Raw genomic sequence first — 20010 nt, forward strand, 5'->3', positions numbered from 1 at the left:
CCTACGGCTCCGTGACCACCCGCATCGGGCTCCACCGCCCGATGACCCCCTGCCCGTGGCAGCTCACCGAGCGCCCGTCTTCGATGTCGATCTCCGACATCAGCCCTAGCGCCGCCGTGAAGCCGCTAATCCGGTCCGGCACCCGCTCGTACCGGTCCACCACCCGGCCGTCCGCTTCGAACTCCACCGTCCCAGCCCCCTGGTCGTACGTGATCCGGTAGGCATGCACCTGCCCCTGCGCGGTCGGCAGGTCGCGCAGCTCATGGAAAATGCAGAACGCCCGCGCCTCCCCCGTCTCCGGCAGCCGCGCCCCCGGGAACGGCAGCCGCCCGTACACCGTCGCCACCGTGTCGCCGCCCGTGAAGAAGTCGAACGCCCACCCGGTCTCCAAATCCAGCAGGTTCCACGACACGTAGCCGTCGTAGAGGTCGCCTGGTCGCGTCCCGATGGTCCGCGCCGCCACCTGGATCTCGAACGTGATCCGCCCGCCCTCCGGCACGAGGAACCGCTCCTTCGAAAAATACATGTGCTTCGCGTTGTCGAGAATCTGCACCCGGTCGTGCTTCCGCGTGTACGGCACCGCCGCGACCTGCAGCCAGCCGTTCCGCACCAGCACCACCGCGTTCGGCTCGCGGTACTCCCAGCGCGACCCGTCCGGCAGCGCGAAGCTTCCGATCTCCCACGCCGAATCCGGCTCCAGGATCCGGTGGAACTCCCCGATGATGCGCTCCGCCATCCTGCGGCTCCTTTCGCGCCGGCGGCCTCAGCCGCGCAGCTCCGCGCCGAACTCGCGCCCGAGCCGCGCCAGCAGTCCCTGCCGCACCTTCAGCGCCTCCTCATCCGTCAGCGTCCGGTCATCCGCCCGGAACCACAGCCGCAGCGCCAGCGACTTCTTCCCCTCCGGCACGCCCGGCCCGCGGTACTCGTCGAACAGCTCCGCCCGCGTCGTCACGCCCTGGCTCCGGTGCGAGCGCGCCAGCTCGAGCACCGCGCCGGCCGGCACCGAGGCATCCACCACGACCGCGAGGTCCATCCGCACCGCCGGGTACCGCGAGAGCGCCTGGTACGGCGGCCGCTCCGGCAGGTGCCGCACCAGGTCCTCCACCCACACCTCGAACAGGAACACCGGCTCCTCGATGTCGAACGCCGCCGCCGTCTCCGGGTGCACCTGCCCCACGATGCCCGCCATCTCGCTCCCGACCCCGAACTTCGCCGTGTGGCCCGGCAAAAGCCCGTGCTCCTCCGCCGCGGTGAACGTCCCCCGGACGCCCAGCGCCCCCAGCATTGCCTCCACGGCGCCCTTCGCATCGAAGAAGTCCAGCGCGTCGCCGCCGCCCACGTGCCACCGCCCCTCCCGGCTGCCCCCCAGCACGGCGCACAGCACCGGCCGCTCGATCGGCAGGTCGCCCTCCACCGGCAGGTATTCGAAACCGATCTCGAACAGCCGCAGCGGCCCTTCCGCCTGCCGCCGGTTCGCCGCGTACGATTCCAGCACCGACGCCCGCAGGCTCGTCCGCAGGTAGGCGTGCTGGGCCGCTACCGGGTTCACCACCCCCAGCGGATTCCGCCGGACCGTGTCCAGCGGGTCCGTCACCAGCGCCAGCTTCTCCCGCGTCGTGAGCGTGTAGTTGATCACTTCCTGGAAGCCGAGCGCCACCGCGAGGTCCCGCAGCCGCTCCCGCAGGCTCATCACCGGGTTCGCTTCCGGCGCAGGCAGCGTGCCCCGCAGCATCGTCGCCGGCAGCCGGTCGTAGCCGTAGATGCGCCCGATCTCTTCCACGAGGTCGTCCGGGATCTCCACGTCCGGCCGCCACGAGGGCACCTGCACGCTGTACTTCGCCGGCGGCACGTGGTGCACCAGGAACCCGAGGTCCCCCAGGATCCGCCGCACGTCCTCCACCGGCACGTCGATGCCCAGCACCTGCGCAATCCGCGCCGCCTCCAGCACGATCGTCCGTGGCGGCTCCTTCCCGGGGTAGACGTCCACGATGCCCGACGCGATCCGCCCGCCGCACACCGTCTCGAACAGGTGCAGCGCCCGCTGCTGCGCGTACATCGCCATCTCCGGTCCCAGCCCCTTTTCGAACCGCAGCGACGCCTCCGTCCGCAGCTTCAGCAGCGTCGAGGTCCGCCGAATCGAGCCCGCCCGGAAGTTCGCCACCTCCAGCAGCACCCGCGTCGTCCCCTCGTTCACTTCGCTGTTGCCGCCCCCCATCACGCCCGCCACGCCGACCGGCCCCTCGCCGTCGCAGATGAGCAGCATCTCCCCGTCGAACTCCCGCTCCACCCCGTCGAGCGTCACCAGCCGCTCCCCGGGCCTCGCCCGCCGCGCCACGATCCGCTTCCCCCGCACGAGGTCGTAGTCGAACGCGTGCAGCGGCTGCCCCGTCTCGAGCATGACATAATTCGTGATATCCACGACGTTGTTGATCGGCCGCATCCCCGCCTTCCGCAGCCGCTCCTGCATCCACGCCGGCGACGGGCCGACCGTGATCCCCTCGATGACCGACGCGGTGAACCGCCGGCACAGGTCCGGCGCCTCGATGCTCACCGAAACGAGCCCGTCGACCGCCGGCCCGCTCGCCGTGAACTCCCGCGATGGCTCCCGCAGCACCCCGCCCGTCAACGCCGCCACCTCCCGCGCGAAGCCGACCATCCCCAGCAGGTCCGCCCGGTTCGCCCACGTCGAAACCTCGAGAATCACGTCGCCGAGCACGTCCGCCAGCGGCACGCCGACCGGCGTCCCCTCCGGCAGGACGAGGATGCCCTCGTGTTCGTCGCTCAGCCCCAGCTCCCGCTCGCTCAGCACCATGCCGGCCGACTCCACCCCGCGGATCGGCCGCAGCTTCAACGTCGTCGGCTCGCCCGTGTGCCCGTCGAACAGCCGCGCCCCCTCGCTCGCGAACGCCACCGTCTGCCCCACCGCCAGGTTCGGCGCCCCGCAGACGACCTGCACCGTCCGTTCGCCGGTGTCCACCGTCGCCAGCCGCAGCCGGTCCGCGTTCGGGTGCGGGTCGACCGCCACCACCTTCGCCACCCGCACCAGCGCCGGGTCCCACATCTCGCCGATGACGCGCCACCCCTCCACCTCCGCCACCGCGTCGGTGACGCGCCGCGCCAGCTCGTCGATCGGCAGCCGCACGTCCACGTACTCCCGCAGCCAGTTCAGCGAAATCTTCATCCCCTCACCTCGCTCAGAACTGGCCCAGGAACCGCAGGTCGTTGCTGTAGAAGTGCCGGATGTCCTCGATCCCCCAGCGCAGCATCGCCACCCGCTCCACGCCGATGCCGAAGGCGAACCCCGTCACCCGCGATGCGTCATACCCCGCGTTGTCGATGATCTCCGGGTGCACCATCCCCGCGCCGAGGATTTCGATCCAGCCCGTCCCGTGGCAGGTGTGGCACTGCCGCCCGTCCCCCCGGCAGATGAAGCAGTCGATCGCCATCTCCACCCCCGGCTCGACGAACGGGAAGTACGAATGGTGGAAGATAATCCGCCGGTCCGTCCCGAACATCGCCCGCGCCCACTCGTAGAGCACTCCCTTCAGGTCGCTCATCCGCACGCCCTCGTCCACCGCCAGCCCCTCGATCTGGGTCAGCATCCACTCGTGGGTCGCGTCTGTCGCCTCCTGCCGGTAGCACTTCCCGGGCACCACCACCCGCACCGGCGGCTGCGGCGTCCGCTCCATCACCCGGATCTGGTTCGGCGTCGTGTGTGTCCGCAGCAGCATCCGCCGCTTCCCGTCGATGAGCGTGTTCACCCAGATGGTGTCCCACATATCGCGGGCCGGGTGGTCCTCCGGGATGCGCGCCGCGTCGAAGTTGTACCGGTCCCACTCCACCTCCGGCCCTTCCGCCACCCGGAACCCCATCGCCCGGAACGCATCGAGGCAGTCCCGCAGCGTCCGCGTGATCGGGTGCAGCCGGCCCAGCGGCTGCGGCCGCCCCGGCAGCGTCACGTCGATCGCGCCCTCGCGCGCCAGCCGCTCCAGCTCCGCCCGCTTCAGCGCCTGCCGCCGCGCCTCCAGCCGCGCCTCGAGCGCCTGCTTCAGCGCGTTCACCGCCGCGCCGTACGCGGCCCGCTCATCCGGCGCCACCTCGCGGATGCCCCGCAGCAGCACCGTCACGCGCCCGTCCTGGCGGCCCAGCCACTCGGCCCGCCAGCGGTCCAGCGCCGCGTCGTCGGCCGCTGCCTCCAGCGCCGCCAGCGCCTCCGCTTCGAGGCCTGCGAGGCTCCCCGTTTCGGTCGTCATGGGCCTCCAAGTATAGGGAGCCGCCGCCTTACCGTCCGTGCCCCTGCCGGCCCCTACAATCGCCCCGTGCCCCGGCCGGCCGCGCCACCCCGTATCATCCCCCCATGGCTCCTGCTCCTGCCGTTCCTGCTGCTCTTTGCGGCAGCCTGCTCCGGCGGCCGCAGCGAACCGCCGCTCACCCGGGAGTCGAACGTGGCTGACCAGCCTGCCCGCAAATCCTGGGCCGGCTCCGAACCGGCGCCCCCCTTCCCGCCCGGCCTCACCTGGTTCAACGTCCAGCGCCCCCTCACCCTCGAGGACCTCCGCGGCCGCATCGTCCTCCTCGACTTCTGGACCGCCGGCTGCATCAACTGCCAGCACATCGTCCCCGACCTCCTCCGCCTCGAAGCCGAGTTCGGCAACCGCCTCGTCGTCATCGGCGTCCACTCCGGCAAATACGCCGAAGAACACGAAGACGAGACCATCCTCGAGGCCATCCGCCGCCTCGGTATCACCCACCCCGTCATCAACGACGCCGACTTCCGCACCTGGACTACCTACGGCGCCCGCGCCTGGCCCACCCTCATCCTCATCGACCCCGCCGGCAACCTCGTCGGCTACCACGAAGGCGAAGGCGTCTACCCCCTCTTCCAGCCCATCCTCACCGCGCTCGCCGCCGAATTCGGCGAACGCGGCCTCCTCCGCGACGACCCGCTGCCCGTCCTCGCGCCCGGCGCGCCGGCCGCCGCCGCCGCCCTCGCCTACCCCTCCGCCGTCGCCGCCGCGCCCGGCCTCGACCGCCTCTACATCGCCGATGCCGGCAACCACCGCATCGTCGAAACCTCCCGCAGCGGCGAAGTCCTCCGCGTCTTCGGCACCGGCCAGCCCGGCTTCGCCGACGGCGCCCCCGGCGAAGCCGCCTTCCGCGACCCCCAGGGCCTCGCCCTCTCCGCCGACCGCGCCACCCTCTACGTCGCCGACACCCGCAACCACGCCGTCCGCGCCATCGACCTCGCCAGCGGCGAAACCCGCACCATCGCCGGCACCGGCCGCCAGCTCACCCGCCTGCCCATCGGCCCCCAGCCCGCCCGCGCCACCGACCTCGCCTCCCCCTGGGGCCTCGTCGAAGCCGGTTCCCGCCTCTTCGTCACCATGGCGGGCGTGCACCAGCTCTGGGTGCTCGACCTGCGCGCCGGAACCATCGAGGTCTTCGCCGGCACCTCCCGCGAAGGCATCGACGACGGCCCCCGGCGCGAAATGGCGACCCTCGCTCAGCCCTCCGGCATCACCGCCGACAGCGCCAGCCTCTACGGGGTCGACCCCGAAAGCTCCTCCGTCCGCACCGTCCCCCTCGACGGCGACGGCGAGGTGACGACCCTCGTCGGCACCGGCCTCTTCGACTACGGCGACCGCGACGGCATCGGCCGCCAGGGCCAGCTGCAGCACGCCCAGGGCATCGCCCTCGCCGATGGCCTCCTCTACATCGCCGACACCTACAACCATCGCATCCGCATCCTCGACCCGCGCACGCGCCAGCTCGGCACCGCCGCCGGCTCCACCCGCGGCTGGACCGACGGCGTCGCCGGCGAGGCCCGCTTCGCCGAACCCTCCGGCCTCGCCTTCGCCGACGGCCTCCTCTACATCGCCGACACCGCCAACCACCTCATCCGCACCTTCGACCCTGCAACCGGCCAGGTCGCCACCCTCACGCTCACGAACATCGCCCTCCTCCGGCCGCCCGCCGCCGGCGCTCTCGAAACGCGCGACCTCCCCGCCCAAACCGTCGCCCCCGGCGCTGCCAACCTCCGCATCGAGGTCGCCGCCCCGCCCGGCTACCACCTCAACGCCCTCGGCCGCTCGACGCTCGAGCTCGCGTCCAGCAACCCCGCCGTCCTCGAACTCGGCGAACACCGCCTCCAGTGGCAATCCGACGAGCCGGCCGTCGCCTTCCCCGTCCCGGTCATCCTCCGCCCCGGCGAAGCCGTCCTCACCGCCGCCCTCTCCGCCTACTACTGCCGCGAGGGCCAGGAAGCCCTCTGCTTCATCGCCCGCATCGAATTCCGCCTCCCCGTCCGCATCGAACCCGGCGCCGCCGCTGCAGAACCCCGCCTCAGCCTCCCGCTCCCCGAGCGCTGACCATCGCGTATCATCCCCGCATCCCTCCCGGAGGAGACTGCCCATGGCCGTCCGCGGCTACATCCTCATCGAAACCGAAGTCGGCAAGGCCAAGTCCGTCAGCGCCGCCATCCAGGGCTTCAACTACCCCGGCGCCCGCCTCGTCAACGTCGACACCGTCACCGGCCCCTTCGACGTCATCGCCCAGGTCGAAGCCGACGACCTCGACTCCCTCGGCAACGCCATCACCGAAGCCATCCAGAAGGTGAACGGCGTCCAGCGCACCACCACCTGCCTCGCCGTGCGCCTCGCCTGAAGCCCCGGCGCTCGCGCCGCTTCGCTACACTTGGGCCATGCTCCCCGTCACCAGCATGATCCCCGTCGAAGAAGCGCGCGAGCGCATCCTCAGCTACTTCTCCCGCCTCGAACCCGAACGGAAACCCCTCCTCGATGCCCTCGGCCAGGTCCTCGCCGAGGATGTCGTCGCGCCCTTCGATATCCCCCCGCTCGATAACACCGCCATGGACGGCTACGCCGTCCGCGCCGCCGATACCGCCGGCGCCAGCGAAGCCTCCCCCGTCGAGCTCCGCGTCATCGCCGACCTCGCCGCGGGCTACGTCCTCGAAACCCCCGTGGGCCCCGGCGAAGCCGTCCGCATCATGACCGGCGCGCCCATCCCTCCCGGCGCCGACGCCATCGTCCCCTTCGAAGAAACCGACGAAGCCCTTCGCGGCATCAACGAGGCAGCCCGCAAACCCGGCCTCGTCGGCGTCCTCAAAGCCGCCAGCCCCGGCGCCAACATCCGCTGCCGCGGCGAAGACGTCCGCAGCGGCACCGCCGTCATCCCCGCCGGCCGCGTCATCCGCCCCTCGGAAGTCGGCGTGCTCGCCTCTATCGGCCTCACCCACGTCACCGTCATCCGCCGGCCCGTCGTCGCCATCCTCTCCACCGGCGACGAAATCACCCCGCCCGGCGAACCGCTCAAGCCCGGCCGCATCTACGACGCCAACGCCTACAGCATCGCCGCCCTCGTCCGGAAGTACGGCGGCATCCCCCGCATCCTCGGCATCGCCCGCGACACCGTCGAAGACCTGACCGCCAAAATCCGCCAGGGCCTCGACGCCGACATGCTCGTCACCTCGGCCGGCGTCTCCCGCGGCGACTTCGACGTCGTCAAAGACGTCCTCGCCCGCGAAGGCAACATCGACTTCTGGACCGTCCGCATGCGCCCCGGCAAGCCGCTCGCCTTCGGCGCCTTCACCGCCCCGGACGGCCGCAGCGTCCCGCATCTCGGCCTCCCCGGCAACCCGGTCAGCTCAATGGTCTCGTTCGAGCTGTTCGGCCGCCCCGCCATCTTCACCATGCTCGGCCGGGCCGACTGGGAGCGCCCGACCATCCGCGCCATCGCCCGCGAATACGTGAAGAACCCCGACGGCCGCCGCTTCTACGCCCGCTGCATCGTCTCCCGCGGTGATGACGGCCGCTGGTACGCCGACCTCACCGGCCCGCAGGGCTCCGGCATGCTCACCTCGATGAGCGCCGCCAACGCCCTCGCCGTCATCCCCGAGGACGTCCCCGCCGCCAACCCCGGCGACGAAATCGAATGCATCATGCTCGACTGGGAGCACGCCCCCTAGCGGCGGTGCGCGGCAATCCCCGGCTGTCCGGACCTACCGCCGCGCCAGCCGCTCCCCGTACTGCCGCTCGAAGTACCGCGCGAACTCCCCGCTCGCCGTCTGCGCCCAGGCCGCGCCGTGGTCCCGGTACCACGCCACCGTCGCTGCCAGACCCTCCCGGAACGGCACCCGCGGCCGCCACCCGCGCGCCCGCAGCCGCGAGCTGTCGAGCGCATACCGCCGGTCGTGGCCCGGGCGGTCCGCCACCGGCGTGATCAGCTCGCGCGGCCGTTCCAGCAGCTCGCAGATCAGCTCCGCCGTCTCCCGGTTCCGCACCCGCTCGCCGCTCCCGATGTGCACCGCGTGCACCCCCGGCTCCGCCGGCAGCTCCCGAAGCACCACCCGCAGCGCCTCCACGAAGTCCCCCGCGTAGAGCCACTCCCGCTCCTGCATGCCGTCCCCGTAGAGCGGCATCGGCTCGCCCGCCAGCGCCCGCATCGTGAACAGCGGGATGAACTTCTCCACGTGCTGGTTCGGCCCATAGACGTTGCAGCACCGCAGCACCGTCACCGCCATCCCGTACGTCTCCGCATACGCCCGCACCATCAGCTCCGCAGCCGCCTTGCTCGCCGCGTACGGCGAACTCGGCGCGAACGGCGCGTCCTCGGCAGCCTCGCCCGGCGCCGGGATGCTCCCGAACACCTCGTCGGTCGACATGTGCACCAGCGCCGTCCCCGGCCGCGCCCGCGCCGCCTCCAGCAGCGTCACCACCCCCTCCACGTCCGTCCGCACGAACACCCCCGGCTCCAGCAGCGACCGGTCCACGTGCGTCTCCGCCGCGAAGTTCAGCACGAGGTCCGCCCCGTCCATCAGCTCCCGCACCAGCGCCAGGTCGCAGATATCCCCCTGCACGAACCGGTAGCGCGGGTGGCCCTCCGCCTCGGCCAGGTTCGCCGGGTTCGCTGCGTACGTGAGCTTGTCGAGGTTCGTCACCTCCCAGCCGTCCGCCAGCAGCCCCCGCACGACATGGCTCCCGATGAACCCGCACCCGCCGGTGACCAGCGCCCTCACCCGTCCCGCTCCACCCGCGAATGGTCTCCCAGCGTCAGCCGCGCGCCGGCGGGCGCCCCCGCCACCCGCACGTGCCGCCCCAGCATCGAATGCGCCACCCCCGGGCAGTCCTCCACCTCGCTGTCGCTCATCACGATTGCGTCCTCCACCCGGCTCCGCACCACCCGCGTCCGTTCGCCGATGGCCGCGTACGGCCCCACCCTGCTCTCGACAATCTCCGCCCCGGCCCCGATGACGGCCGGCCCGATGAGCTCGCTCCGCTCGACCCGCGCCCCCGCTTCGATGACCACCGCGCCCTCCACCCGGCTCCCGGTCACGGCGGCGCCCGGGGCAATCTGCCGCTCCACCGTGCCCAGCAGCAGCCGGTTCGCCGCGAGGATGTCCTCCATCTTCCCCGTGTCGATCCACTCCCGCGGCGTCACCTCCACCTCCACCCGGCACCCGCGCGCCAAAAGCCCGTTGATCGCATCCGCAATTTCGAGTTCTCCCCGCGCGCTCGGCCGCTGACCGGCTATGACATCGAACACCACCGGCCGAAACGCGTACACCCCGATCACCGCGAGGTTCGACGGCGGCTCCGCCGGCTTCTCGACCACCTCGGCCAGCCGCTCCCCGTCCATCCGCGCGACGCCGAACGCGCGCGGGTCCGCCACTTCCCGGAGGATGACTGCCCCGTCGGCCCCGGTCCGCGCGAACCGCTCGACGAACCCGGCGATGCCGCCCATCAGCACGTTGTCCCCGAGGTAGAGCACGAACGGCTCGTCGCCGACGAACTCCCGGCAGACCAGTGCGCCGTGCGCGATGCCCAGCGGCGCTTCCTGCCGCACGTACGTGAACCGCACGCCGAAGGCGCTCCCGTCGCCCATCGCCTCCCGGACCTGCGCCTCCGTCTCGCCCACCACCAGGGCGATCTCCCGCACCCCCGCCTCCGCCAGCTGGCGCACCGGGAAGTGCAGCACCGGCGTGTTCGCAATCGGCACCAGCTGCTTCGCGCCCGAGTACGTGAACGGTCGGAGCCGGCTCCCCTTGCCGCCCGCCAGCACGATCCCCTTCATCCCCGCGGATTATAGGGAGCCATCACCCTAAGATCGCCCGGTGCCGAACGTGCTTCGTGTGGCCCTCGATGCCTCCGCCCTGCCCGCCCGCCCCGCCGGCGCCGGCGTCTACATGCTCGAACTCGCCGCCGCGCTCGCCGCGCGCCCCTCGCTCGAGGTCACGGCCTTCGCGCCCCGCCCCCTCCCGGGCTGCTGCCATCGCCCCGTCCCGGCCGGCTCCCCGGCCCGCCGCTTCGCCTGGCAGCTTCGCTCCCTCGGCCCCGCCGTCGCCGGCTCCGGCGCGCATCTCCTCCACGGCCTCCACTTCTACACCCCCCGCCGCCTCCCCGTTCCTGCCGTCACGACCTTCCACGACCTCACCTTCTTCCGCATCCCCCGCCGCTACCCGCCCTCCCGCCGCTGGTACTACCGCCTCATCGCCCACACTGCCCGCTTCGCCGACCGCGTCATCGTGCCTTCCTCAGCGGTTGCGCAGGACGCGGTCCGCTACCTCGGCCTCCCGGCCGAGCGCATCCGCGTGATCCCCGAGGCGCCGCGCGCCGGTCTCCGCGCCGCCGACCCTGCCCGCGTCGCCGCCGCCCGCGCGAAGTACGCCCTCGGCGATGCCCCCTACCTCCTCTGCCTCGGCACCGCCGAGCCCGGCAAGCGCGCTGTCGATGCCGTCCGCGCCCTGCCCGCCATCCGCGAGCGCCACCCCGGCGTCCTCCTCGCGCTCGCCGGAAACCCCGGCCCGCTCCTCGGCCCGCTCCAGCGCGAGGCCGCACGCCTCGGCGTCGCCGATGCCGTCCGCTGGCTCGGCTACGTCCCCGACGCCGACCTCCCCGCCCTCCTGACCGGCGCGGTCGCCCTCGTCTTCCCCTCGCTCTTCGAGGGCTTCGGGCTCCCGCCGCTCGAAGCGATGGCCTGCGGCACCCCCGTCATCGCCGCCGACGCCCCGGCCATGTCCGAAGTCCTCGCCGGCGCCGCCCTCTTCGTCCCGCTCCGCGCCCCGGAGGCCATCGCCGCCGCGGTTTCCCGCCTCCTCGCCGACCCCGCCTTCCGCGCCGACCTCGCCCACCAGTCCCTGCAGCACGCCGCCCGCTTCTCCTGGGCAAACGCCGCCGACCTCACCGAATCCGTCTACCGCGAGCTCGTCCCGTGACCATCGGCGTCGTCATCGTCACCTTCCGCTGCCGCGAGCTCGCCCTCGCCGCCCTCCGCTCGCTCGAAGCGCGCACTCCGGCGCTCCTGCCGACGACCGTCGTCGTCGACAATGCCTCGTTCGACGGCACCATCGAGGCCGTCCGTGCGGCCTTCCCCGCCGTCACCGTCATCGAACACCGCCGCAACCTCGGCTTCGCCGCCGCCGTCAACCGCGGCATCGAAGCCCTGCCGAGCGCCGACGTCGTCTGCCTCCTCAACCCCGACGCCGAGCTCCTCGACGACGGCATCTTCGCAGCCGCCGACTACCTCGAGGCCCACCCGGACGTCGGCGTCCTCGGCGGCCGCATCCTCAATCCGGACGGCTCCATCCAGCCCTCCGCCCGCGCCTTTCCGTCGCACAAGAACGCCCTCTTCAACCGCCACTCCCTCCTCACGAAGCTCTTCCCCCGCAACCGCTGGTCCCGCCAGTACCTCATGACCGACTGGAGCCACGACGACATCCGCCCCGTCGACTGGGTCTCCGGCGCCTTCATGCTCATCCACCGCCGCGCGCTCGAGGCTGTCGGCCCCTTCGACCCCGGCTACTTCTTCAGCATCGAAGACGTCGACTTCTGCCGCCGCGTCCACGATGCCGGTCTCCGCGTCGAATACTTCCCCGGGGCGTCCGTCCGCCACCGCGTCGGCGGCAGCTCCCGCAAGGCGGTCTACCGCGCCATGGCCGGGCACCACCGCGGCATGTGGCGCTACTACCGGAAGCACTTCCGCGGCAACCCGCTCCTCCACGCCGTCACTGCGGCCGGCATCGGCCTGCGCTTCGCCCTCCACGCCGTCTCCTACGCCCTGCGCGCCGGCCGCGCGCGGCTCCTCGGCCGCGAAACCCCCTGACTTGCTAAATCGGCGCGCCCTCCCGCGTCGTCGCCGCCGAAAGCCGTCCCAGCTCCGTGCTCGGCGGCGTCCCGTCCACGTACTCCCGCACGATCGCCCGCCACGGTCCCCGCGCCCGCAGGCTCGCGAACAGCCCCGCAAGCCCGAAGTTGATCCGCGTCAGGAACACCATCCCCTCCGGCACGTTGCAGTGCCGGTTGATCTGTCCCCCGAGCCCCGTCGTCATCGTATTCCGCCGCACCATCTCCGCCGCCAGCTCCGGCGTGAACTCCACCTCGTCCTCGAGGATCGGCGCCCAGTACCAGTGCATGTGCTCGTACAGCTCGTCCGTGGTGAACGGCGCATTCGGCAGGAGGATCCCGATCGCCTCCGTCGCTGCCCGCCAGCCCTCCCGGTCGCCCCGGTCCAGCGCCCGGATGAGCCGCTTGAACCCCTCGATGACCGCTTCGTCGAACTCCGCCACGCAGCCGTAATCCACGAACCCCACCGTCCCGTCCTCGAGCAGCAGGTAGTTCCCCGGGTGCGGGTCCCCGTTGAACAGCCCGTGCCGGTAGATGCTCCCGAAGCAGAACCGGTAAAGCATCTCGCCAAGCCGGTTTCGCTCCGCCTGCGGCAGCTTCACCGCCTCGCGGAACGGCCGCCCGGGCAGCCACTCCTGCACGAGCACCGTATCCGTCGTCAGCTCGTGGTAGACCCGCGGCACCCGAACGAACCCGTGCCCCTCGAACGCGTCGAAGAACCGCTGCTGCCACGCCGCCTCCCGCCGGTAATCCAGCTCGCCCCGGATGCCCTCCCCGAGGTCGCGCACCAGCGTCTCGATGTCGAGCCCCTTCGCCACCAGCCCGCCCAGCCCCAGCACGATCGCCACGTTCGCAAGGTCCCGCTCGATCGCCTCCCGCACCCCCGGGTACTGCACCTTCACCGCCACGTTCGCGCCGTCCCGCAGCTCCGCGCGGTGCACCTGCCCGATGGACGCTGCCGCGAACGGCTCGCGTTCGAACCGTCGGAACACCCGCGAAGCGGGCTGGCCGTACGCCGCCTCCAGCGCCTCCTCCACCAGCCCGTACGCCATGGGCGGCGCATTCGACTGCAGGCTCGCCAGCCCCTCCGCCATTTCCGGCGGCACCACCCCGCTCAGCATCGAGAGCACCTGCCCCACCTTCATCGCCGCGCCCTTCATCTCCCCCATCGCCCGCGTCACGTCCTCCGCCGTCCGCAGCACCGCCTCCTTCCGCTTCTCTTCCCGGCGCGCGCCCCGGTATCGGAACGTCCCCAGCCAGCGCAGCGCAGCCGCGCCCGCCAGCCGCGCCGGCACTGCCGTCCGCGCCAGCCGCCCCGTCCGCATCGCCGAAGTGCGGGGTCGCTGCTCCATCCTCTCCAACCGGGCCTCACCCGCCCGCGCCCGGCCGAACCGCCCTGCGCTGGCGCTTCCTAGCGTCGCGGCCTGGCGGCCCGTCCCGCAACCGTCCCGCTCACGCTGCCCTTCCCGCCGCAAAGATCCGGGAAAATCTCCGGGTTTCCATCTATTCAGACTATCGATGCATAGCCGATACTTGTGGTACGAGGCGCACACCTATGGCTGGCATCTTCTACGACCCCCGCACCCGCCGCCTCCACGCCGTGACCGGCCACCCCGACCCGGCATGGACGCTCGTCACCCACAACGTCCACGCCAGCGTCCATCACTGCCGCCGCATCATGAGCGAGTGGCTCAGCCCGGACGAACTCTGGAAGGTCGACTGGCGCATCGAGCGGCACCCCCTGTCCGCCTGAGCGCGCTACCATCGGTCCTGTGACCGACCAGCTCGCCGAGGCGCTCGCGGCCCTCGATGCCGCCCCGCACCCCCTCGCCCGCCGCTTCGACAGCCCCGAGCCGCTCGCCGGGCCTGTCGCATTCCTCCCGGCCGCCTTCAACCCGCCCACGCTCGCCCACCTCCGCCTCCTCCAGTGCGCAGCCGAGGCCGCTGCAGCCCTCCCGGCCGCCGTCCTCACCACCCGCAACGTCGACAAAGCCGTGACCGGCGCGCCGCTCCCCGCCCGCGTCGAAATGCTCCTCGCCGCCCGCCGCGACGGCCACGAGGTCGCCGTCCTCGCCGCCAACGCCGCCCGCATCATCGACCAGGTCGCGGCCCTCGAAGCCGCCTTCCCCGCCGCCGACCCCACGCCCGTCGTCGGGTTCGATACGCTCGTCCGGCTCTTCGACCCCCGCTACTACACCGACATGGCCGCCGAGCTCGACCCCTTCTTCGAACGCCGCCGCATCATCGCCGCCAACCGCGGCCCGCACGCCCTCGAAGCTGTCGCCGAGTGGCTCCACCAGAACGCCCGCAACTACGCCGCCCGCGTCATCCTCGTCGAACTCGACGCCGAGCACGCCGCCATGTCCTCCACGCTCGCCCGCGACCTCGCCGCTGCCGGCCGCCTGCCCGACCTCGTCCCGCCCTCCGTCCGCGCCATCCTCGCGGAGCGCGGCTACTACGCGCCCCGCAGCGGCCTCACGTAATTTCCGAGATGTCCAGCGCGCTCTCCAGCGCCAGCACGCCCTGCGCCGCCAGCGCCTGCACCTCCTCTTCGCCCAGCCCCAGCCAGCCGCCCAGCACCTCCGCTGTATCCCCGCCGAGGTCCGGCGGCGGCCCCGCGATGCCCGTCTCGCTCCGCGACATCCGCACCGGCGTGTTCGCGATCGGGATCGTCCCCGCCACCGGGTGGCTCACCTCGCGGATCATTCCCCGCGCCTGCACCTGAGGGTCGGCCACCACGTCCGGCACCGTGTTCACCGGCCCCGCCGGGATGCCCGCCGCCAGCAGCTCCTCGAGCCACGCTGCCGTCGTCCGCTGCCGGAACGCCGCCGCCAGCAGCGGTTCCAGCTCCGCATGGTTCTTCGTCCGCTTCGGCCCCGTCAGGAAGCGCTCGTCATCAATCAGTTCCGGCACCCCGAGGATTGCGCAGAGCAGGTTCCACTGGTTCTCCTCGCCGAAACCGAGCGCAATGACGATCCACCCGTCCGCCGTCGGGAACGCCTGGAACGGCGTGGCGCTCGGGTGCCGCGTCCCCAGCGGCCCCGGCACCTCCCCGGTGACGAAGTACCGCATGATCGCGTTCTCCATCACCGTCACCTGGCAATCCAGCATGCTGATGTCGATCGCCTGCCCGAGCCCGCTCCGGTCGCGCTCCCGCAGCGCCGCCAGGATGCCGATGACCGCGAACATCCCCGCCACCACGTCCCCGTACGACACCCCCGGCCGGATCGGCGGCCCGCCCGGCTCCCCCGTGATCGAGAGCACGCCGCCCATCGCCTGCACCACGATGTCCAGCGCCGCCCGGTCGCGGTACGGCCCCGTCTGCCCGAACCCGCTGATGCTCGCCAGGATGATCCGCGGATTCCGCGCCGAGAGCACCGGGTAGTCGATCCCCAGCTTCTCCAGCGTCCCGGGCGTAAAGTTCTCCATCACCACGTCCGCCTGCTCCACCAGCCGCAGGAACAGCTCCCGCCCCTCCGGCCGCTTCAGGTCGATCGCCAGGCTCCGCTTCCCCCGGTTCACCGAGAAGAAGTAGCCGCTCCATCCGTTCTGGTACGGCCCCGTCGTCCGCGAAATGTCCCCGTACGGCGGCCGCTCGATCTTCACCACCTCCGCCCCGAGGTCGCACAGGATCATCGAGCCGAACGGGCCCGCCAGCACCCACGTCAGGTCCAGCACCCGCACGCCCTCCAGCGGCCGGCCCATCACCGTCTGCTCCCTTGCAGCATCATCCCCCGATTCTGCCGCGCCGGCGGCTCCCGGTCGAAGCCCCGCCGCCGCCGGCCCGTTCGGCGGTCAGGCCGCCTTCGCCCGCTCTGCCGGCACCGCCTTCCCCTTCACCACCGTCAGCGCGTACTCCCGGGTGGCCGTCACCGGGTCCTTCGTCCGCCACTGGTGCGCCTCGGTGATCACCGTCAGCGTCCCCGCGAAGCGCATCCAGAACAGGAGATACCGGTACGCCGGCATGAACGGGATCACCCACCAGCCGCGCCAGAGCCGCCGCGCGCTCGGGTGCACCACCAGCAGCGCGCTCGTCGTCCAGGTCGCCGCCTCGATCACCAGGTACGCCAGGTAGAGCGCCACTCCCGCCCAGAACACCGTCGACCACGAGTAGCCGAAGAACACCAGCCCCGGCAGGAGGAACGTCCACGCCACCCGCGGGAACGCCAGCGTATGGTCCACCAGCAGCGTCCGCACGGGCGCGAACCCCTTGTAGAACAGCCCCCGGTTCGCCAGCTTCGGGTGCGCCGCGATCACCTCGATCTCCCCCCGCTGCCAGCGCACCCGCTGCGAATACAGCGCCTTCAGGCTCGGGATCGGGTCCGTGTAGCACACCGCGCTCGGCACCACCCCCACCTTCTTCCCCGGGAACCGCTCCTGCAGCTCGAACGTCATGAACGTGTCTTCGCCCACCGTGCTCGCGTCGTACAGGTGCGTCGCCAGCAGCGCCTCCCGGCGGAACGCGCTGAACGCCCCCGCCAGCGTGAACAGCCGCCGCGACATCGTCTCGAACCGCCGCCCCACGTTGAAGCTGAAGTAGTACTCCTGGAATTCACACTCATGCAGCAGCCGCATCCACCCCCTGTCGCCCGCCTCCGGCCGGATCTCGACCGCGCCCGTCGCCGCGACCAGGTCCTCGTCGTGCTCGAACGCCGCCACCATGTTCGCCACCGCGTCCTCGTGCAGCACCACGTCCGAGTCCACGTTGATGATGTAATCGCCGCGCGCATAGTGGATGCCCGCGTTCAGCGCCCACGTCTTCCCCTGGTGGAACGTCGACATCCAGTGAATCTGCCCCGGCCAGTCCGCCTGCTGCTCCTCGCAGAACACCCGGTACGAGTCGTCCTTGCTCCCGTTGTCGATCGCCAGCACTTCGATCAGGTCGTGCGGGTAGCTCTGCCGCTTGATCGATTGCAGGCAGGCCCCCAGCTGCTCCTGGCTGTTGTACACCGGCACGATCACCGTCACCCGCGGCCACTTCCCGCGCGGCGCCTCGGTCACCGGCCGGATCGGCAGCCGCTTCGCCCGCCCGAGAATCGTCGCCGCGAGGTAGTTGAACGCCTGGTACCCGTCCACCAGGATCGGCACGAACAGCCACACCCCCCAGAACCCCAGCGCCGGCAGCCACCAGTCGGTCGTCATCTCACCCCTCCCGCAGCCGCGCGTACACCACGCGCAGCGTCGGCCGCGTAATCGCGAACCAGTAAATCCCGATCGCCAGGCCGAAGAACACCGCCCGTCCGAACACCACATGCGCGATGTCCAGCCAGTCCTGCCCGCCGTACGCCACCGCGCCCACGATCACCAGCATCCGGACCACGTTCGCGATGAAGGTCAGCCCGAGCGCCGCCAGCAGCACGAGCAGCCGCCTCCCCTTCGGCAGCGCCGGGTAGAACACCACCAGCCCCATCAGCGCCGCCAGCTCCAGCAGCCCGGAGCACTCGATCCCGATGCTCAGCCGCGTCCACTCCTGGTGGTGCGGCACCCCGATCACCAGCAGCTCGCCCGCCCGGTCATCGAACAGCTCCGTCCGGATGCCCAGCAGCCACGAGACCGCGTGCACCGCGTGCGCCGTTGCCACCCGGATGGCCAGCTCGCCCGGCAGCAGCTCCCGCGCGGCCACCACTGCCAGCACCGCGCCGCCCGCCGCCCCGAGGAGGAAATACGGGAGCCAGGCCCCCGCTTTCCAGAAGAACCGCACCGCGAGCGCCCAGGCGATGACCGCCGGCACGAACCACGCGAGCGCCGTCATGCCGCCTTCCCGGCCTTCCGGTTCACCCACCAGGCGGCCCCGACCGCGAATGTCCCGAACAGCCCCAGCAGCAGCCAGCCCATCGTCGGCGCGCCCGAGCACCGGTACGTCACCGTCAGCGACTCCCGCGGCCCGTTCGGGTCCAGCCCCCACTCCACCGTGTTGCTGACCTCGCACTCCTCCCCTTTCGGCTCGAACTTCTGCTCGATGAGGAAGTACTGGCCCGGCGCCGTCGCATAGAACTTCCCGTAGCCGCCGTTCGCGATGTCGCCGCAGGCCGCGCCGTTGAACTCCTGGCAGCTCGCCGCGTTCGCGTCCCACACCAGCAGGTCCGCGGCAGCCGTCGGCTCGAGCCGCCAGGTCACGACGCCGGCCTCCTCCTTCACGAAGCTCTTCTTCACCGACACCTTTGGCAGCTCGCCCGGCTTCTTGTTGTACGCGCAGAGGTGGAACACCATCCCGGCGGACGTCGGGGTGTCCGGGACCGACACCTTCGCCGCCAGGTTCCCGCCCTTCGGCTCCTTCGGGCACCCCTGCGGCCCTTTCGGCGACGCCACCAGGTCGAACAGCAGCGGGTTCGGCCCGCCCGTCGCCGGGTCCAGCTCCGTCACGAGGTAGTCGCCCGGCAGCAGCGGCACGACCTCTTCATCGACGAATTTCTGCAGCCCCGTGTTGTTCGCATCCGCCAGCAGGAAGACCCACTGCCCCGGCGGCGTCGCCGCCTGCCAGCCGCCCTTCTCGCCCGGCACGAACTTGTGCACCACCAGCGAGGCCGCCGGCTTCACCGGGTCCGCCGTCGCCGAGGCCGACGGTGTGTTGGTCGGCGTGGCTGTCGGGCTCGGCGTGTTCGTCGGCGTCGGGGAAGCGCCCGGCGAGGCCGTCGCAGCGCCCGTCGTCGGGGTCGGCGTTGGTGTCGGCGTCTTCGTCGGCGCGGCCGTCGGCGTCGGGGTGGGCTTCGGTGTCGGCTTCGAACCGTCCCACGTGTACAGGATGCAGTACGCCTGCGTCCCGGCCGGGATCGCCAGCGCATCCCAGCCAGCGCCGTCTGCGTTGTCGTTGTTCACCCCGTCCGTGTAGCACTGCAGGTCGATGAACGGCAGCGGCGCCGCTGTCACCACCGTCGTCGGGAAGTCAATCACCGAAAACCGCCGGGTCGCCGCCGCGCCGCCCTTCAGGTACACCGTCTGCCCCGTGGCGATGATCGTCGCGCCTGGCGTATACCCGCTCCCCGACCCGGACGCCACGACCGGCACGAGCAGGAGCGGGTCGAGGAACAGCGAGTTCGCCGTCGAGCCGCCGAGCAGGAACAGCCCCTTCGCCAGCGCCGGCGTGCACCCGTACGCCGCGATGTCCGAGGGCACCGCCTGCGGCGTGCCGTTGTCGCTCGCCTTCGGGTCCAGCCCGCCCGCCCGCGCCTGGTAGATCGCGCTGTCCCCGCTGCAGCTCGCCGCGAGGAACGTGAGCGTCGCCGTCCCCGGCGGCACCTGCGCCTCCCCGGCTCCCGCCCCAAGGCCCGCCGCTATCGCAGTGAGCACCGCTGCCAGCATCGCCAGCCGCTTCATGCCGCGTCCCTCCGCGCTTCGACCGTCACCGAGACGGTCGGGTTCTCCCACAGCGTCACGCTCACCAGCTCCGGCCCGCCCGGCATCTCTTCGATGAGCCGCGCCTCGAGATTCCGGAAGATCACCGCCGCAAGGTTTTCCCCCGTCGGCTGCACGACCGTGAACGGGTGCAGCTCATTCAGGAACCGGTTCGCGAACCGCTTCGCCTCGGCCTCCAGCAGGTTCGCCACTTCCCGGAAGCCCACCACCATCCCCTGCTCGTCGACCCCTTCCGTCACGAACACCGCCTGCACGCGGTACGAGTGCGTGTGCTTCGCCCCGTTCGGCCGGATTGCGTGCGTCGCCCCGAAAAACGAATCGATCGCCAGCCGGTACCGCAGGCCCGCCGCGATCGCCCCCTGGACGACCGCCGCGGTCTCCGGGTGTTCAGTCGGGAGCGCCCGCAGGGGTGTCCCCGGTGCGCCGTTCGCTGCAGCCATCTCCGTCACCTCGACGTCTCTCACCGCGGTTGTCGGCAACGGCCGCGGAACGATTCAGTGAATGTTCGGTTTCCCCGGCT

The 20010-nt window shown here is 71.7% G+C and carries 18 protein-coding genes; 7 read left to right on the forward strand and 11 right to left on the reverse strand.

All coding sequences use genetic code 11. From position 1 onward, the window contains the following. Position 1: 1 nt before the first annotated feature. The 3 genes from O0235_RS09910 to pheS are packed head-to-tail and all read right to left on the reverse strand — an operon-like array spanning position 2 to position 4253. Complete coding sequence (locus O0235_RS09910; RefSeq protein ID WP_270055629.1) at positions 2-736, reverse strand: DUF6081 family protein; 735 nt, start codon at positions 734-736, stop codon at positions 2-4. A 27-nt stretch (positions 737-763) separates the two neighbouring features. After that, a complete protein-coding gene (gene pheT / locus O0235_RS09915; RefSeq protein ID WP_270055630.1) occupies positions 764-3181 on the reverse strand; it encodes a phenylalanine--tRNA ligase subunit beta in 2418 nt (805 codons plus the stop codon). A 13-nt stretch (positions 3182-3194) separates the two neighbouring features. Then, positions 3195-4253: a phenylalanine--tRNA ligase subunit alpha gene (gene pheS / locus O0235_RS09920; RefSeq protein ID WP_270055631.1), complete on the reverse strand. Its 1059-nt coding sequence runs from the start codon at positions 4251-4253 to the stop codon at positions 3195-3197. A gap of 66 nt (positions 4254-4319) precedes the next feature. On the opposite strand from pheS, the gene O0235_RS09925 reads away from it, so the two are divergent. Genes O0235_RS09925 through O0235_RS09935 form a run of 3 tightly spaced genes read left to right on the forward strand, consistent with a single transcriptional unit; the run spans position 4320 to position 7984 of the window. Continuing rightward, a complete protein-coding gene (locus O0235_RS09925) occupies positions 4320-6368 on the forward strand; it encodes a thioredoxin-like domain-containing protein (RefSeq protein WP_270055632.1) in 2049 nt (682 codons plus the stop codon). Positions 6369-6411: 43 nt separating this feature from the next. Beyond that, positions 6412-6663, forward strand: a complete 252-nt coding sequence (locus tag O0235_RS09930; protein WP_270055633.1) for an Lrp/AsnC ligand binding domain-containing protein — start codon at positions 6412-6414, stop codon at positions 6661-6663. Positions 6664-6700: 37 nt separating this feature from the next. Next, positions 6701-7984 (forward strand): molybdopterin molybdotransferase MoeA, encoded by a 1284-nt coding sequence (locus O0235_RS09935; RefSeq protein WP_270055634.1) that lies wholly within the window; start codon positions 6701-6703, stop codon positions 7982-7984. Positions 7985-8017: 33 nt separating this feature from the next. Here O0235_RS09935 and rfbB read toward each other — a convergent pair whose 3' ends face one another. Continuing rightward, complete coding sequence (gene rfbB / locus O0235_RS09940) at positions 8018-9034, reverse strand: dTDP-glucose 4,6-dehydratase (RefSeq protein WP_270055635.1); 1017 nt, start codon at positions 9032-9034, stop codon at positions 8018-8020. After that, positions 9031-10089, reverse strand: a complete 1059-nt coding sequence (locus O0235_RS09945) for a glucose-1-phosphate thymidylyltransferase (protein ID WP_270055636.1) — start codon at positions 10087-10089, stop codon at positions 9031-9033. The genes rfbB and O0235_RS09945 overlap by 4 nt, the downstream gene beginning before the upstream one ends. A gap of 40 nt (positions 10090-10129) precedes the next feature. Here O0235_RS09945 and O0235_RS09950 point away from each other — a divergent pair, with 40 nt between their 5' ends. Further along, a complete protein-coding gene (locus tag O0235_RS09950; protein ID WP_270055637.1) occupies positions 10130-11230 on the forward strand; it encodes a glycosyltransferase family 4 protein in 1101 nt (366 codons plus the stop codon). Then, a complete protein-coding gene (locus O0235_RS09955; protein WP_270055638.1) occupies positions 11227-12117 on the forward strand; it encodes a glycosyltransferase family 2 protein in 891 nt (296 codons plus the stop codon). Before O0235_RS09950 ends, O0235_RS09955 begins: the two co-directional genes overlap by 4 nt. A 4-nt stretch (positions 12118-12121) precedes the next feature. Here O0235_RS09955 and O0235_RS09960 read toward each other — a convergent pair whose 3' ends face one another. After that, the gene (locus O0235_RS09960) at positions 12122-13489 is read right to left on the reverse strand and encodes an ABC1 kinase family protein (protein WP_270055639.1); all 1368 of its coding nucleotides are present in this window, start codon (positions 13487-13489) and stop codon (positions 12122-12124) included. Between the two features lie 203 nt (positions 13490-13692). Between O0235_RS09960 and O0235_RS09965 the strand changes: the two genes are divergently transcribed. Together O0235_RS09965 and O0235_RS09970 are read left to right on the forward strand one after the other, a co-directional pair. Next, positions 13693-13890, forward strand: coding sequence for a hypothetical protein (locus O0235_RS09965; protein WP_270055640.1), 198 nt, complete (start codon positions 13693-13695; stop codon positions 13888-13890). A gap of 19 nt (positions 13891-13909) precedes the next feature. Further along, the gene (locus O0235_RS09970) at positions 13910-14620 is read left to right on the forward strand and encodes a nucleotidyl transferase family protein (RefSeq protein ID WP_270055641.1); all 711 of its coding nucleotides are present in this window, start codon (positions 13910-13912) and stop codon (positions 14618-14620) included. Here the strand turns inward: O0235_RS09970 and O0235_RS09975 are convergent. The 5 genes from O0235_RS09975 to O0235_RS09995 form a co-directional block, all read right to left on the reverse strand. Then, positions 14613-15842 (reverse strand): CaiB/BaiF CoA transferase family protein, encoded by a 1230-nt coding sequence (locus tag O0235_RS09975; RefSeq protein WP_270055642.1) that lies wholly within the window; start codon positions 15840-15842, stop codon positions 14613-14615. The two genes, O0235_RS09970 and O0235_RS09975, sit on opposite strands and share 8 nt — an antisense overlap. Before the next feature lie 90 nt (positions 15843-15932). After that, positions 15933-17279: a TIGR03111 family XrtG-associated glycosyltransferase gene (locus O0235_RS09980; protein WP_270055643.1), complete on the reverse strand. Its 1347-nt coding sequence runs from the start codon at positions 17277-17279 to the stop codon at positions 15933-15935. Position 17280: 1 nt separating this feature from the next. Next, the gene (locus tag O0235_RS09985; RefSeq protein ID WP_270055644.1) at positions 17281-17889 is read right to left on the reverse strand and encodes an archaeosortase/exosortase family protein; all 609 of its coding nucleotides are present in this window, start codon (positions 17887-17889) and stop codon (positions 17281-17283) included. Further along, positions 17886-19451, reverse strand: coding sequence for a hypothetical protein (locus O0235_RS09990; protein ID WP_270055645.1), 1566 nt, complete (start codon positions 19449-19451; stop codon positions 17886-17888). Before O0235_RS09990 ends, O0235_RS09985 begins: the two co-directional genes overlap by 4 nt. After that, the gene (locus O0235_RS09995) at positions 19448-19954 is read right to left on the reverse strand and encodes a 6-pyruvoyl trahydropterin synthase family protein (protein WP_270055646.1); all 507 of its coding nucleotides are present in this window, start codon (positions 19952-19954) and stop codon (positions 19448-19450) included. Before O0235_RS09995 ends, O0235_RS09990 begins: the two co-directional genes overlap by 4 nt. Between the last annotated feature and the right edge of the window lie 56 nt (positions 19955-20010).

It is taken from the genome of Tepidiforma flava, assembly GCF_027594505.1.
Lineage (GTDB): Bacteria > Chloroflexota > Dehalococcoidia > Tepidiformales > Tepidiformaceae > Tepidiforma > Tepidiforma flava.

Bases quoted from the DNA above. Each gene is read 5' to 3' on its own strand.
- O0235_RS09910 (WP_270055629.1), bottom strand. From the start codon at position 736: ATGGCGGAGCGCATCATCGGGGAGTTCCACCGGATCCTGGAGCCGGAT.
- pheT (WP_270055630.1), bottom strand. From the start codon at position 3,181: ATGAAGATTTCGCTGAACTGGCTGCGGGAGTACGTGGACGTGCGGCTG.
- O0235_RS09980 (WP_270055643.1), bottom strand. From the start codon at position 17,279: ATGACGACCGACTGGTGGCTGCCGGCGCTGGGGTTCTGGGGGGTGTGG.
- O0235_RS09990 (WP_270055645.1), bottom strand. From the start codon at position 19,451: ATGAAGCGGCTGGCGATGCTGGCAGCGGTGCTCACTGCGATAGCGGCG.
- O0235_RS09945 (WP_270055636.1), bottom strand. From the start codon at position 10,089: ATGAAGGGGATCGTGCTGGCGGGCGGCAAGGGGAGCCGGCTCCGACCG.
- O0235_RS09930 (WP_270055633.1), top strand. From the start codon at position 6,412: ATGGCCGTCCGCGGCTACATCCTCATCGAAACCGAAGTCGGCAAGGCC.
- O0235_RS09975 (WP_270055642.1), bottom strand. From the start codon at position 15,842: ATGGGCCGGCCGCTGGAGGGCGTGCGGGTGCTGGACCTGACGTGGGTG.
- O0235_RS09935 (WP_270055634.1), top strand. From the start codon at position 6,701: ATGCTCCCCGTCACCAGCATGATCCCCGTCGAAGAAGCGCGCGAGCGC.
- O0235_RS09985 (WP_270055644.1), bottom strand. From the start codon at position 17,889: ATGACGGCGCTCGCGTGGTTCGTGCCGGCGGTCATCGCCTGGGCGCTC.
- O0235_RS09960 (WP_270055639.1), bottom strand. From the start codon at position 13,489: ATGGAGCAGCGACCCCGCACTTCGGCGATGCGGACGGGGCGGCTGGCG.
- O0235_RS09965 (WP_270055640.1), top strand. From the start codon at position 13,693: ATGGCTGGCATCTTCTACGACCCCCGCACCCGCCGCCTCCACGCCGTG.
- pheS (WP_270055631.1), bottom strand. From the start codon at position 4,253: ATGACGACCGAAACGGGGAGCCTCGCAGGCCTCGAAGCGGAGGCGCTG.